The organism is Actinoplanes sp. 13 (assembly GCF_056134165.1).
In genome coordinates this window covers 529,353-542,152 of the sequence record NZ_JBVYOQ010000003.1, presented here as the reverse complement: position 1 = coordinate 542,152, position 12,800 = coordinate 529,353, and the positions used below count along the sequence as shown (strand labels likewise).

Genomic DNA, 12,800 nt, shown 5'->3' with positions numbered 1-12,800 from the left:
GCCGCCGAGCAGCGGGTGCTGCCGGCGGTGTACCTGCCGGCCCGCCCGACCTGGATCGCGGACCGGATCCGGCTCGCCGACGACCGGATCGCCGCGCAGTACGGCCTGCGCCTCGGCCTGATCTGGCCGCGGCTGTGGCTGCTGCTGCCCCCGGAGGCGCGCGCCGACGTGACGCAGGCGCGCGACCGGCTGGACCAGGCCGGGATCCTGGCCGGCTGGGCGGTGCTCTATGCGGCGCTGGTGGTCTGGTGGTGGCCGGCGATCGTGCTGGGCCTCCTGCTGGGCGCCCTGTCCTGGTGGCGGGCCCGGGCGGCGGCCGCCCTGTTCGCCGACGTCGTGGAGGCCACCGTGGACCTGCGGCACCGTGGCCTCGCCGCCGAACTGGGCCTGCCGGTCGAGGAGGGCCGGACGCTGAGCCCGGCCGCCGCCGACGCGATCAACGACCTGTTGCACAAGGGTGCCAGCGGTCACGGGCAGGAGTTACGGGACACCGCGCCGATCGAGGCGACACTCTCCCCGGTCAGGGAGAGCCGGGAACGCCAGCAGCCGGACCCTGTGCCGGTCGACTCGAACACCACGTTGACCTGAGGTTTCCCGTTCGGCCCGGTGCGCACCCCGATGATGGTGGCGCCGCCGAACGGTCCCTTGGCGCTCAGGGCCCGGAAACGCGCGAGCTGAGCCTCGCTCGGCGAGGCGGGGGCCAGCGCCTCCTCCTCGTCCTCGGTGCGAAGGTCGCAGAGGAAGTCCTGGACCGCGGTGACCGCCGTCTTCACCCGGGCGCTGCCCGGGTTGATCCCCGATCCGACCTCGACCGGGCTGTACGGGCACAGCAGAACCTCCCACGGCACCGAGGGCTGCAACAACTGGGGGTAAAGGTTGGGAAGCCCCGGCACGGGATTGACGGTGGGAGTCACCGGCCGGGGGAGCCCGGTGGCCGGCGGATACGGCTGCCGGGGGTACCCGGTGGCCGTCGGCAGCGCGTCCAGCCAGGGGCGATAGGTGGAGTCGGCCTGCACGCCGGAACCCGGCGGCCCAGCGGTGCTCGAGGGGTCCGAGCCGCCGTTCAGCAGGCCCGCCACGACCGCGACGACCAAGGCGACGAAGGACACGGCGAAAGCCCAGGAGCCACGGACCCGGGGGCGGGCCGGCGCCGGCGCCGGGACGAAGCGGCGCGGCGGGGGTTCGGCCGCCACGACCGTCGGCGGCTCCGGATCGACGCCGGCAGCCGGCGGCGGGGGAGGAGCGGGCGGGGTCCGGGAGATCGCCCGGTCCAGCGGCTTCAGCCACCGCGCCGGGCCGGGTCGCAGCGCCGGATCACTGTCGAGGCTGCTCTCCGCCAGCCGCAGCAGGGGCCGGTTCATTCCGCGGCGTACCGCACGGACGTCGCGCACCTGCTGGTCCCGGGCGAACAGCCGCACCGCGAGCAGCCCGTACTTGAAGGCGTCGCTGGCCGGGGTGGCCAGCTCCTCCGCCTCGGCGTCCGGCACGTGCCACTCCGGCGTCTCCGCCTGCGTCAGCACCGAGTCCCCGTCCAGCCGCATGGCGTCGCAGTCCAGGAAGTAGCACCGCGGCCGTGACTCGAGGCTGAACAGCAGATTGTTCGGCGACAGGTCGCCGACACAGACGCCGAGGCCGTGCAGGTGGTCGAGGACCTCGGCGGTGTCCCGCAGGATCTCCAGGCGGGTCAGGTCGTCCACCCACAGCCCGCGGTCACGCAGATAGGCGTCGCTGTTCAGCAAATACTGCACCTGGGCGAGCACCGTGTCGGGCCCGCCGGGCAGCTTGATCCGCACGGTGAACCGCTCCGGCACCCGGGGCATCAGGAAGCCGCGGACCACGCCCTCCTTGCGGACGATCGCGGTGGGCCAGGCGGCCAGGTCGAGGAGCGGCTCGGCGGCGCCGGCGGCCAGCCGCACGAACCGGTTGAGCGTCGCCACGTCGACGTCGTCGACGAACCGGGTCGTGTACTCCTTGTAGACCAGGCGCGGCTCCTCGTCGAGCGCGTAGACCGTGCCCTGCCCGCCGGCGCCGATCCGGGTGCGGGGCCCCAGGTCCGCCAGGCTCACCTCGGGCGGGGGCAGCGGCCTGGTCATGATCGGTCAGGCGTCGTCCAGATGCCGACGACGGTCCGGTCGTCGTCGAAGAGGCCGCCGGTGAAGTCGGCCATCCAGGCCATCCGCCCCAGCGGTGGTGGCGTCGCCAGGCCGGCGCCGAACAGCCGCCCGAGCTGCCCGTCCCCCTCGCCGAGCGCCTCCGCGAACCCGTCCGTGCCGAGGACCAGGACGTCGTCCGGCGTCAGCGACACCTCGACCGGCGTGACCGAGACCGGCACCCGGGGCAGCGCCTCCACCCCGTCCGGGAGCAGCTCACCCCCGGGCTGCTCGAACAACGCCTCCCACGTGCCGGCGCGCAGCCGCCACGCCGCCGAGTCACCGACCCGCACCAGCTGGGCCACCGCCCGTCCCGGTCCGTCCGCGCGCACCAGCGCGATCACCACCGTGCTGGCCAGCAGCGACTCGGCCCGGGCCGCGTCCGCCCCGCCGAGCTGCCGGTCCGCGTAGTCCACCAGTGCCCAGCCCGCACACCGCAACAGGTCGGGCCAGTCGACCCCGGCGTCGGCGCGCAGCAGATAATCGACCACGGTGCGGCAGACCATCGTGGCGCCCAGGTGGGACAGCGAGGCGTTGGACACCCCGTCCGCGACCACGGCGATGACCGTGTCCGATCGGGTGGCCAAGGCGAACTCGTCCTGCCGGGGCACCCCTGACGCCCGGTGCGCCGGGCCGCGCACCGAGGCCGCGCACACGTCGAAGCCCTCCGCCGACCAGCCGTCGATCACGGTGTCCGGCCGGTAGGGCTGGGTGTGCGGGGCGCGGAACGGCGACGCCGGCCCGGGTTCCCCGACGGCCGGCGGCGCCCAGTCGAACCCGGCGCTCACACCAGGTCCGCCGTCACGTCGCGCACGCCACGTCCACATCCATGTAGCTCACACCACGTCCACAGCCATCCGGAAGCTGTCCGGCCGCTCGACCACCAGCTCCGCGGCGTCGCCGCCGACCGCCTGCCCGGACTTGATCACGCTCTTGGTCAGCGCGGTGCAGAACTCCGCGATCGCCAGCCCCACCTCGACGCCCGGCGTCGCCACGAACGCGAACTCGGGCCGCGTCGCCACGTGCAGGATCGTGTCCGCCCGCGCCTCACCGATGCCGCAGGCGATGATGTTCGGCGCGGTGGGATGCCGCTCCCGGTCGATCAGGTGGTCATAAACGGACTCCCACTGCCCCGGGTCCGTCGGCTGCCCGTCACTGAGGAAGAACACCGCCGGCCGGTGCACCGCGAAGCCCTCCCGCTTGAGGGCGCGGACGTCGGCCGGGATCCGGTCGAGCAGCAGGGTGAAAGCGACTCCGTAGTCGGTCCCCGCGCGCACGCCCAGCTGCGGCAGCGCCGGCATGTTGCGCAGATCGGCGAGGGCCGAGTGGACGATCACGTCGTCCGAGAAGCCGATGATCGAGAAACGCACCTTGGCCGCCGCCAAGGGCTCCCGCAGCAGGGCGTCGTGCAGCGACCGCAGCCCCGCGTTCAGCTCGTCGACCACCGGTGTCATCGATCGCGACTCGTCGGCCACCAGATAGACCGGCAGCACCCGACCAGCGGATTCGGACATGTGGCCCCCCAACGTTCGGAAGAACGACACTCGAGAGTGGACAAGCGCTCAAGGTAGCATCGAACTTCAAATTCCGGTTTTCGTACGAGACAGGCCGAGTCCCGCGCCACACCGCGACCCGCTGCCCACTCCGGGCCGCGGCGCGGCCGCCGGGGGAGGAGCGGTGGTCCCGGCACAACCAGGAGCGATGCCGCCCGATGCGTGACCAGCCGACGGGGTTGACCGACGGCGAGCTGTCAGCAGCACTTCTCGACGGCTGGGGTCTGAAGACCCGCTCCATCGAGTACCTGCCGGTGGGCGCGGGCAGTTACCACTGGTCCCTGCTCGACCAGAACGGCATCACCTGGTTCGTGAAGGTCGACGACCTCGGCGACGGCTCACCCCGCGACACCTTCGAGGACCTCCACCGGTCCTTCGCGACCGCGTCGGCCCTGCGTCGCGACGTGGGACTGGACTTCGTCGTCGCCCCGGTCCCGGCCGCGGACGGAGCGGTGCTGCGGCGGCTCGGCCCCCGTCACGCCCTGGCGGTCTTCCCCATGGTCGACGGCACCTCCGGCGACTTCGGGCCGCATCGGCGGGAGGATCTGACGGAGCTGGTAGGGCTGCTCGCCGGCCTGCACCGGGCCACCCCGGCAGTCGCACACCTCGCCCCGCGGACCGGCCTGCGGCTGCCCGGCCGGGCGCGCCTGCACGAGGCGCTGCGCGATGTGGACCGTCCGTGGCGCAGCGGCCCGCACGCCGAGCCTGCCCGCAGGCTCCTGGCCCGGCACCGGGCCGGTGTGTTGCGCCGGCTGGCCGACTTCGACCGGCTCGTCGACGCGGTGCGGGAGACCACGCCGAGCTGGGTGGTCACCCACGGCGAGCCGCATCCCGGTAACTTCATCCGGACGTCCCACGGTCTGCGACTCGTCGACTGGACCACCGTCCGCACCGCCCCGCCGGAACGCGACCTGTGGATGCTGACCACAGCCTTCACCAGCCTGATCAGCCCTGGTCCGGCCGCCGCCGGTCCGGCCGCCGCCGGTCCGGCCGCCGCCGGTCCGGCCGCCGCCGGTCCGGCCGCCGCCGGTCCGGCCGGCGCTGAGGACGACGCGGCGGCGCTGTATGCCGGGGTCATGGGCCGGAGCATCACGCCGGCCGCGGTCGCCCTCTATCGGCAGTGGTGGGTGCTCGCCGATGTGGCGGCTTTCGTCGACGACCTCCGCCGCCCGCACGATGACGGGGAGGACGCCGCAGCGGCGTTGACCCACCTCACCGGATACCTCGAGACCGCGACGGACTGACCGGCACAGTGCGGGACCGGGACGGTAGTAGCCCGCCCCGGCCCCGCCGAGCAGTCCTAGCTGATCGTGCAGGCGGTGCCGTTCAGGGCGAACGACGTCGGCGCCGGGTTCGAGCCGGTGTGCGTGCCGTTGAAGCCGAAGCTCACCGTCCCGCCGGCCGCCAGGTTCCCGTTCCAGGCCGTGTTCGCCGCGGTCACCTGGCTACCCGTCTGTGTCACGGTCGCCGACCAGCCCTGCGTCGCCTTCTGTCCCGCGGCGTACGGGAAGGTCAGCGTCCACCCGTTCACCGCCGTGGACCCGTTGGTGATCGTCACCGTCGCGGTGAAGCCGCTGCTCCAGTTGTTCACCGTGTACACCACCCGGCAGCCGGCCGGCTGCGGGTTGGACGGCGATGCCGACACCGAGACCGACGGCGACACCGAGACCGACGGCGACACCGAAGGGGACGGCGACGTCGAGGGCGACACCGAGACCGACGGGGACGGCGACGGCGACGATCCGTCCGGCACCGCGCCCCACACCAGCGTCATCCCGTCCCACAGCGGCACACCCGGGTTCGCCCCGGCCGCGGCCTGATAGGACGGATCGTTCGCCGGGTTCCACACGCCGCCCTCGGCGACCCCGATCTTGAGCTGCACCTCCATCCGGTGCGCCGACTGCCCGGCCGGCGCGATGGTGTACCCGCTGCAGTCCACCTCCACATACCACACGTTGCCGGCGTGCTGCTTCGCCGCCGCGGGTCCCGGGCACCCCTGCGTGTACGGCGAGCTCACCTGCAGGGCGGAGTCGTCGTCACGGGTGAAGTAGTACCGGAACCGGCCCGCGGTCAGCGCCCGCGCCGGGAACGCCGACTTGTTGTAGACGACCACCTTCACCCCGGTCGACCGGGTCTCGTTCTGCATGACCGTCGTCTCCACCGACATCTCCGGGATGTCCGGCTTCTCCGGCACCGGGAACCCGGCCAGCGGCGCCCCGCCGAACTCGCCGTACAGCCGCGCGACCGCCGACGTGAACCCGGCGTTGTAGTCCGTCGCCACCTCGTTCATCACGTAGTCGCCCCGGCTGTCGGTGTATGCGTCGTTCGGGGACGACGGTCCGCCCACCAGCGCGCCGTACAGCACATGCCGGGTCTGTTCCGGCACCAGCTGGCTGTCCCACCAGGAGCCGTGGGCCGTACGGTGATGGGGGTTCTTCGGGGAGTTGGCGCCGAACCCGATCACGTAGCTGGAGTTGCGCGGGTTGTCGCCCAGCGCGTAATTGATCTGCCGCACCGCGAAGTCGTGATAGCGCTGCTTGCGGACCGCATCGTCGAGATGGTCGCTGTGCACCAGCGCGACGAACGCGGTGTTGGCCGCGTACCGCAGCGCGCCCCACGAGTCGACCACCACCATGCCGCCCGGCGACGTGCGCACCTTCTCGCCGTTCACGCCCACGGTGAACCAGTCCAGCCACCGGTTCGCGTCGTCCAGGTACTTCTGCTTGCCGGTCAGCCGGGCCAGCAGCACGTAGTTGCCGTACTGCTTGTTGTCCCAGGAGATCGTCCACTTGTACATCTTGGTGGTGGTCTGGTTCTCGTTGCCCTGCGCGTCGTACCCCGCCTCGGCCTTGGCCAGGTAGGAGGCGTCGCCGGTGGCCCGGTGCAGCCAGATCGCGCCCCACACGAGCTCGTCGGCGTACCCGCTCCACGACCGGTAGAACGACGTCACGTCGGTGATGCACTCGTGGTAGCTCTTGCGCACCCGGTCGGCGAACGAGTAGAGCTGCTTCGCGTGGCCGAGCAGGGTGTCCGCGTACGCCGGGTCGGTCGGCCGGAAGACCATCGAGCTGGCTGCCATCGCGGCCGCGGTCTCCGCCGCCAGCTCGCTGCCGCCACAGGTCGCATCGATCTTGTACGACGGACGCGCCATCGGCATGACCTCGGCCGGCCCCCACCACTTGTGGTCGTCGTCGCCCTTGCCGATCTGCCCGTAGAGCACGTCGGCCGAGGGGTGCGCCTTGATGAAGTAGTCGTTCGGCACCCGCAGGTTGTTGAGCAGGTGGGTGAGCTGCCCGCTGCTCGCGTAGGCGGCCCTGTTCTCGACGGCGCCCCAGGCCAGCATCGTGGTGGTGAACGCCATCGGCAGGCCGAACTTCACGTGGTCGCCGGCGTCGTACCAGCCGCCGGTCAGGTCGAGCCCGACGTCCGAGCCGTCCCGCATAGCCGAGTCGCCGCGCCAGGACACCCGGTTCCAGTCCGGCTTCTTCCCGGCGACCTGGGCCTCGTAGAAGAGAAGTGACTTCTGCAGCGCTTCGCCGTAACTGTAGGGCGGCGCCGCTGCCGCATCCGAGGGAGTGGCCACCCACAAGACGCCGGCACCGAGCGCGGCGGCGGCGAGGATGGCCCCGATCTTCTTCATCATGGGCGGTCCCTCTGGTAAGAAAGTGACCGTCATCGTTACATGGGAGCGCTCCCATTACAACGGTGTGTCCCGCCCGTCGCAGAACGTGCCGCAGCGCCGCCCGACCCAACCGTCCCGTGCCGCTCCCCGTCCCGGCGCAACCGCTGCGTGTGAAGTTGCGCCCACATAGCGACCACAACTTCACACGCGGGATCTGGACGGGTCAGGATGCGAGCGGCAACGCGCGCTCCCTGTCCAGCGTCGCCTCGAAGGCGTCGGCCGTCATCGGGCGTCCGTAGAAATAGCCCTGCGCCAGCCGGTAACCCGCCTCGTGCAGGCGCTCGGCCTGGTCGGCGGTCTCCACGCCCTCGGCGACGGCCTCGATGCCGAAGTCCGTGGTGAAGCCGATGATGTTCTTGACGATGATGGCGCCGGCCCGGCCGGCGGTGTCGCCGCTGACGAACGACTTGTCGACCTTCAGGACGTCGACGGGGCAGGTGAGCAGCAGGCTGAGCGAGGAGTGCCCGGTGCCGAAGTCGTCGAGGGCGATACGCAGGCCCAGCGCCTTCAGCCGGTGCAGCTGCTCGACGGCGGTCTCGGCGTTGAGGACCGCGGTCTCGGTGACCTCGACGAGCAGGCGGCCGGTGTCGGCGCCGGTGGCCCGCAGCGTGGCGGCCACCGCGTCCACGAAACCGGGGTCGGCCAGTTGCCGTGCGGAGACGTTGACGCTGATCCTGCCGGGTGCGACGGGGCCGAGCCGCCGGGTCCAGTCCGCGCTCTGCCGGCAGGCCTGCTCGAAGACCCAGGCACCGATCGCGCTGATGGCGCCGATCCGCTCGGCGACCGGGATGAAGACGTCCGGCGGCACCAGGCCGCGGTCGGGGTGCCGCCAGCGCAGCAGCACCTCGGCGCCGACCGGGCCGCCGTCGGGCAGGCTCACGATCGGCTGGTAGACCAGGAAGAACTGGTCGTCGGCCAGGGCCCGGCGCAGGTCGGTGGCCAACTCGGCGGTCTCGGCGGCCGTCTGGTCCATGCGCGGGTCGAACCGCTGCCAGCGGTGGCCGCCGGCCGCCTTCGCGGCGTACATGGCCACGTCGGCGCGGCGCAGCAGTTCGGCCGGGTCGTCGCCGGTGTGCGCGGCGGTCACGCCCAGGCTGGCGCCGGTGACCACGACGGTGCCGTCCAGGTCCGCAGGCTGGCCGATCGCGTCGAGCAGCAGGTCGAGGAGGGCGGGCAGGTTGTCCGCGGGTTCCAGGATGATGGCGAACTCGTCGCCGCCGAGCCGGGTGAGCAGGCCGCGGTCGCCGACGCCCCGGGTGAGGCGGCGGCTGGTCTCCTGGATGAGCTGGTCGCCGATGCGGTGGCCGAGCCGGTCGTTGACGTCCTTGAAGTCGTCGAGGTCGAGCAGGCCGACCTCGAACGGGCGGCCGTCGCCGAGCAACTCCCGGGTGCGCTGTTCGAACAGAGCGCGGTTGCCGGCGTCGGTGAGGCTGTCGTGGGTGGCCTGGTGGGTGAGCTTGTCCTGGTATTCGCGCAGCTGAGCGAGGTGGCCGTCGACGGTGGCGAGCAGCCGCTGATTCTCGCGCAGCGCGATGATCTGGCGGACCACGACGAGCGCGGTCAGCGCCACGACGATGGTCTGCATGGTGCGGACCTGCTCGGTGTCACTGGGCGCGGTGGACAGCAGCAGGCCGCTGGTGACGGCCACCGAGAGGTACGGCACCACGCTGATCCGCCGCCGGTTGGAGCGTGGCTTCGGCTCGCGGCTGCCGGCCCGCTGCTGGCTGACCGCGGCCAGCAGGATGCTGAACGCCGCGAACGGCACCGAGATCTGGCTGGTGGACAGGTACGGGCGGTCCACCAGCAGCGGGGACAGGCTGCCGAAACAGGCGCTCACCGCGCTGCCGATCGCCAGGATGTAGGTGGCGCGGCGGTCCAGCCGCCCGGCGCCGGCGAAGCCGACCTTGGCGAAGGCGGCCATCGACAGGCAGGCCACCACGCTGATCGCGATCATCGGCCCGGAGGAGCCGGTCTGCGCCACCCACTGCTGGTGGTGCCGCAGCGAGAAGTGCCAGACGAGCGCGCCGACGGTCAGCACCACGATCCCGGCGTCGAGCAGGAAGCGGACCCAGTCGGCACGGCTGCGCTCCCAGGACGGCAGGCGCAGCAGCGCCCACAGCACCACACCGAGGACGGCCAGGTAGCAGGCGAGCGTGACCGGGCCGATAGCCTGGGACGGCGTCCCGCCGCCGAACGCGTCGGCGATGTTGGCCAGGATGCCCGCGGTGAAGAACCCGCAGGCGAGGGTGAGATGCCGCCAGAACCGGCGGGTGCCCGCGTCGAGCTCGGGCTGCCGGCTCGCGGTCCAGCACGCGGACCCGGCCAGCACCGGGATCACCGGCATGGCCAGCCAGCCCACCCAGGGGTGTGCCCAGACGTGAACGAGCCCGACGGCCAGCCAGGCGCCGGTGGCCAGCACCAGGCTCGCGGCGGTGAGCACCAGGCCGCTGCCGCGGCCTGCGAGCTGGGGTCGCGGCACGTCCATCTCTCCCTGTGGTCCGGAGTTCCTGGCAGCAGAAAAGTCGGCCGCCGGCCGCCGAAGTTGAGGCCAACCGCCCCGGAACGGTTGGTGGATGGTCTCAGCGGGCAGTGCCGGAGACAAGTCCGATCCGATCATTGACGACAGGAGCCGCATGAACAGGACCCTCCCGGCCGGCGTGGCGATGAGCGCCGGTCTGCTCGCCCTGTCGCTCGCCGCCTGTACCTCGGGCGACGGCGGAACCCCCGAGGCGGTGGGGACGACGCAGGCCGCGGCGCCGGCTTCGGGTGGGCCGGCGCCGGAGGGCTCGGCCTCGGCGTCCGGCATCCCGGCCGGCGCTCTGCTGCAGCCCGCCGACGTCAACGGCGCCCCCGCCGAGCCGCTGCCGCAGGGCGAGTTCTCGCACGTCCGGCCGCTGCGGCCGTGCGGCGACGACCCGTACCCGAGCGACAGCTCGCGCACCGACGCGGTAGCGGTTCGGTTCACCGTCGAGCGGGGCGAGACGGGCAGCACACCGAGCGTGGTGACCGAGTTCGTGGGGCGGCACGAGCCCGGGGGAGCGGCCGAGCAGTTCGCCCAGGTGCGCGAAGCCCTGGCGAAGTGCCCGGGCTCGCTGGGCGAGAACGAGCGGCGGTGGACCAGCCTGGGGACCGGCGGCGCCGGGGACGAGTCGGTCGTCGTCCGGATCGAGACGAACGAGAGCTATGCCGACGAGGAGGCGTCGCGGGTCAGCCGGTACGCCGGTCTGGCCCGGGTGGACGACGTGATCGTGGTGGTCGCCGACCAGGGCTGGGAGAACCTGGGCGGCTCCGAGGATCTGGTGCGGGACCTGCTCGGCAAGGCGGTGGAGCGGGCCGGCTCGATCTCCTGAGCAGTGGCTGCGCGCCGGCGCCGGCCAGGTCCGGTCGGCTCGCCCCAGCAGGTCAGCCCGGCGGTCGCGGCAGAGCCGCGACCGGGCGATCAGCTCGCGCGGACCGGACGGGACCTGGCACAGACTCGTACGATCACGGGCTCTTCTTATTTGCAGTGGTTCGAGATCGGCGCGAGCCAGGCGCTGAGGGTGGGCCCGACGGTCTTGTCGACGTCGTCGGCGGTCTTGATGGTGGCGAAGAACTTCGGGTCGGCGGCCTTGGCGCGCAGTTCGTCGGCGGCCTTCTTGCCGTCGGCGCGCAGGTCGGGGTCGTCGCTGGCGTGGGTGGCGTTGTCGACGGCGACCGCGAAGGTCTCGAGGGCCTGCTGGGCGCGGGGGACCGCTTTGCGGTCGGCGACGACCTCGGTGAGCGACTGGGCGAACGGCGCCATGTTCTTGCCGTACGCCTCGGAGAGCGCCTCGCAGGTGGCGGCCACCGCCGGGGGCGCGGCGCTGGCGGCGGACGGTGCGCCTCCGGCGGCCGAGGGTGGGGCGGGCGCCGTGCCGCAGGCGGCTGCGGTGGCCAGCAGGAGGCCGGCGACGGCGAGGGTAGGTACGGTGCTGCGCATGGTGCACTCCCGGGGGGAACGGGGACGGCGGGGAACCAGCTGGTGGGAGCGCTCCCACCAGCCCTGCACCATAACTGTTTCAGCGGCGGCTGTCGATAACTACCCCGCGGTCTTCCCGGACGGGCCGTAGGGCGACTCCTGATCCACCGGCGTCGGCCGATTCGCGTTCCGGTCCGGGCTGCCGTGCGGCGCCTCGGTCGGGTTCGCGTCCTCGGTGCGCTGCTTGCTGGTCGGCGCGCGGATAGCCCGCGGCGGGCCGGATATGTCCCGGCAAAAACGGGAATGCGGACGGCATGGCGAGAACGCGAGCCGCGTCGGTCGCGGCATCCAGCGAATGGGTCGACGACGACGGCGTCCGGCAGCCGGGCGGCGAGGTGCACGGCTGGACACCGGGCCTGAACCAGACGGTGTGCGGGCTGGCACTGAGCCGGACGCGGCTGCGGCGGTTCCCGCACGTGCCGTTCGACTTCCGGGCCACCGACGTGGTCACCGCACAGGACCAGGTCCGCCACATCTGCCCGCGCTGCGTGGCCGCCACCAGCCGGCGCGGGGAACGGTCGTGGACGCGCACCTCACCCCGGCCGTGACGGCAAGTTTGCGGTCGCGTCCGGCGGGAAGTCGCGGTGGCATGACTGATGATCGAGACCGCGCCGACCGGCACCCGACCGACGAGCCCGACGGCACCCCCGCCTACGCCGCCTCGCTGCGGGCGCCGGGCGAGTCGGTCGCCGGCGAGGACGCCGGGGACGAGGAGACAGACCCCACCGATCTGGGTACGACCGGAGGCGACAGCGAGATGTACCGCCCGGACTGAGGAGAATCATGACCGAACCGAACGAGGAACGGATCGTCGACGCGGGCAGCAGCACCGACCAGTTCGTCAGCGGCTTGGAGGAGACCGGGGACTTCCCGGTCGACGAGGAGCCGACCGCGGACACGCCGTCGCACGGCAGCAGCAACAAGGGCGTCAACACGACCGGAGCGAACCGTGTCACCGGCACCGCCCAGGACGGTTGATCCGGACGACCTCGGCGCCTGGCTGATCAAGGGGAACGCCGACCGGGCCGATCTGCCCGGCCGGTTCGCCGCTGATCCGCTGGTGCGCCGGTGGTGCGTCCAGCCCAGCTACCGGACACGGCTGATGGCCGCCGGCCAGCCGGTGCTCTTCTGGGGCAGCGGTAGCCGGCGCCGCGACATCGCGTACGGCGTCTGGGGATCGGGGATGCTGACCGGCCCCGCACAGCCTGCGGAGGACGGCGACGGCTGGTGGGTTCCGCTCGACCTGACCATCACGGAACCCGCGGGCTGGATCAGCCGGGACGAGCTGCGCGCCCATCGGGAGCTCGCCGGCCTGGAGGTGCTGCGGCAACCGCAGGCGGCCAACCCGTCCTTCGTGACCCGCCGTCAGCTCGCCGCGATCCGGCAGTTGTAAGACCTGAGGGCCGGCTCCGCGTCCC

12 protein-coding genes are annotated in these 12,800 nt (G+C 72.5%); 6 read left to right on the top strand and 6 right to left on the bottom strand.

Going from position 1 to position 12,800, the window contains the following annotated elements; genetic code table 11:
- Window positions 1-467: 467 nt before the first annotated feature.
- The 3 genes from AC0NH5_RS10245 to AC0NH5_RS10235 are packed head-to-tail and all read right to left on the bottom strand — an operon-like array spanning window position 468 to window position 3,664.
- Entirely contained in the window at window positions 468-2,093 is a 1,626-nt protein-coding gene (locus tag AC0NH5_RS10245) for a protein kinase family protein (protein WP_474402316.1), read from the bottom strand.
- Window positions 2,090-2,938: a protein phosphatase 2C domain-containing protein gene (locus AC0NH5_RS10240; protein WP_474402315.1), complete on the bottom strand. Its 849-nt coding sequence runs from the start codon at window positions 2,936-2,938 to the stop codon at window positions 2,090-2,092. The genes AC0NH5_RS10245 and AC0NH5_RS10240 overlap by 4 nt, the downstream gene beginning before the upstream one ends.
- A gap of 48 nt (window positions 2,939-2,986) precedes the next feature.
- Window positions 2,987-3,664: a vWA domain-containing protein gene (locus AC0NH5_RS10235; RefSeq protein ID WP_474402313.1), complete on the bottom strand. Its 678-nt coding sequence runs from the start codon at window positions 3,662-3,664 to the stop codon at window positions 2,987-2,989.
- A gap of 197 nt (window positions 3,665-3,861) precedes the next feature.
- On the opposite strand from AC0NH5_RS10235, the gene AC0NH5_RS10230 reads away from it, so the two are divergent.
- Entirely contained in the window at window positions 3,862-4,947 is a 1,086-nt protein-coding gene (locus tag AC0NH5_RS10230; protein ID WP_474402311.1) for a phosphotransferase, read from the top strand.
- Between the two features lie 56 nt (window positions 4,948-5,003).
- On the opposite strand, the gene AC0NH5_RS10225 is transcribed toward AC0NH5_RS10230, so the two are convergent.
- Together AC0NH5_RS10225 and AC0NH5_RS10220 are read right to left on the bottom strand one after the other, a co-directional pair.
- The gene (locus tag AC0NH5_RS10225; protein WP_474402389.1) at window positions 5,004-7,343 is read right to left on the bottom strand and encodes a glycoside hydrolase family 9 protein; all 2,340 of its coding nucleotides are present in this window, start codon (window positions 7,341-7,343) and stop codon (window positions 5,004-5,006) included.
- Window positions 7,344-7,548: 205 nt separating this feature from the next.
- Window positions 7,549-9,864, bottom strand: coding sequence for a putative bifunctional diguanylate cyclase/phosphodiesterase (locus tag AC0NH5_RS10220; RefSeq protein ID WP_474402309.1), 2,316 nt, complete (start codon window positions 9,862-9,864; stop codon window positions 7,549-7,551).
- 154 nt (window positions 9,865-10,018) lie between these two features.
- On the opposite strand from AC0NH5_RS10220, the gene AC0NH5_RS10215 reads away from it, so the two are divergent.
- On the top strand, window positions 10,019-10,735 hold the full coding sequence (locus tag AC0NH5_RS10215) for a hypothetical protein (RefSeq protein WP_474402308.1): 717 nt from the start codon (window positions 10,019-10,021) through the stop codon (window positions 10,733-10,735).
- Window positions 10,736-10,881: 146 nt separating this feature from the next.
- Here AC0NH5_RS10215 and AC0NH5_RS10210 read toward each other — a convergent pair whose 3' ends face one another.
- Window positions 10,882-11,343 (bottom strand): hypothetical protein, encoded by a 462-nt coding sequence (locus AC0NH5_RS10210; RefSeq protein WP_474402307.1) that lies wholly within the window; start codon window positions 11,341-11,343, stop codon window positions 10,882-10,884.
- A gap of 293 nt (window positions 11,344-11,636) precedes the next feature.
- Here AC0NH5_RS10210 and AC0NH5_RS10205 point away from each other — a divergent pair, with 293 nt between their 5' ends.
- From AC0NH5_RS10205 to AC0NH5_RS10190, 4 genes are read left to right on the top strand one after another with little or no spacing between them, the layout of a single operon-like run.
- Window positions 11,637-11,930 carry a hypothetical protein gene (locus AC0NH5_RS10205; protein WP_474402305.1) on the top strand — a complete coding sequence of 98 codons (294 nt, stop codon included), beginning with the start codon at window positions 11,637-11,639 and terminating at the stop codon, window positions 11,928-11,930.
- Window positions 11,931-11,971: 41 nt separating this feature from the next.
- Window positions 11,972-12,157, top strand: coding sequence for a hypothetical protein (locus tag AC0NH5_RS10200; RefSeq protein ID WP_474402303.1), 186 nt, complete (start codon window positions 11,972-11,974; stop codon window positions 12,155-12,157).
- Window positions 12,158-12,165: 8 nt separating this feature from the next.
- A complete protein-coding gene (locus AC0NH5_RS10195; protein ID WP_474402302.1) occupies window positions 12,166-12,360 on the top strand; it encodes a hypothetical protein in 195 nt (64 codons plus the stop codon).
- Complete coding sequence (locus AC0NH5_RS10190) at window positions 12,332-12,775, top strand: hypothetical protein (protein WP_474402300.1); 444 nt, start codon at window positions 12,332-12,334, stop codon at window positions 12,773-12,775. Before AC0NH5_RS10195 ends, AC0NH5_RS10190 begins: the two co-directional genes overlap by 29 nt.
- Window positions 12,776-12,800 lie beyond the last annotated feature (25 nt).

Coding starts and splice junctions, on each gene's coding strand:
- AC0NH5_RS10230 (WP_474402311.1), top strand. CDS start 3,862: ATGCGTGACCAGCCGACGGGGTTGACCGACGGCGAGCTGTCAGCAGCA.
- AC0NH5_RS10200 (WP_474402303.1), top strand. CDS start 11,972: ATGACTGATGATCGAGACCGCGCCGACCGGCACCCGACCGACGAGCCC.
- AC0NH5_RS10205 (WP_474402305.1), top strand. CDS start 11,637: ATGGCGAGAACGCGAGCCGCGTCGGTCGCGGCATCCAGCGAATGGGTC.
- AC0NH5_RS10215 (WP_474402308.1), top strand. CDS start 10,019: ATGAACAGGACCCTCCCGGCCGGCGTGGCGATGAGCGCCGGTCTGCTC.
- AC0NH5_RS10210 (WP_474402307.1), bottom strand. CDS start 11,343: ATGCGCAGCACCGTACCTACCCTCGCCGTCGCCGGCCTCCTGCTGGCC.
- AC0NH5_RS10235 (WP_474402313.1), bottom strand. CDS start 3,664: ATGTCCGAATCCGCTGGTCGGGTGCTGCCGGTCTATCTGGTGGCCGAC.
- AC0NH5_RS10245 (WP_474402316.1), bottom strand. CDS start 2,093: ATGACCAGGCCGCTGCCCCCGCCCGAGGTGAGCCTGGCGGACCTGGGG.
- AC0NH5_RS10195 (WP_474402302.1), top strand. CDS start 12,166: ATGACCGAACCGAACGAGGAACGGATCGTCGACGCGGGCAGCAGCACC.
- AC0NH5_RS10225 (WP_474402389.1), bottom strand. CDS start 7,343: ATGAAGAAGATCGGGGCCATCCTCGCCGCCGCCGCGCTCGGTGCCGGC.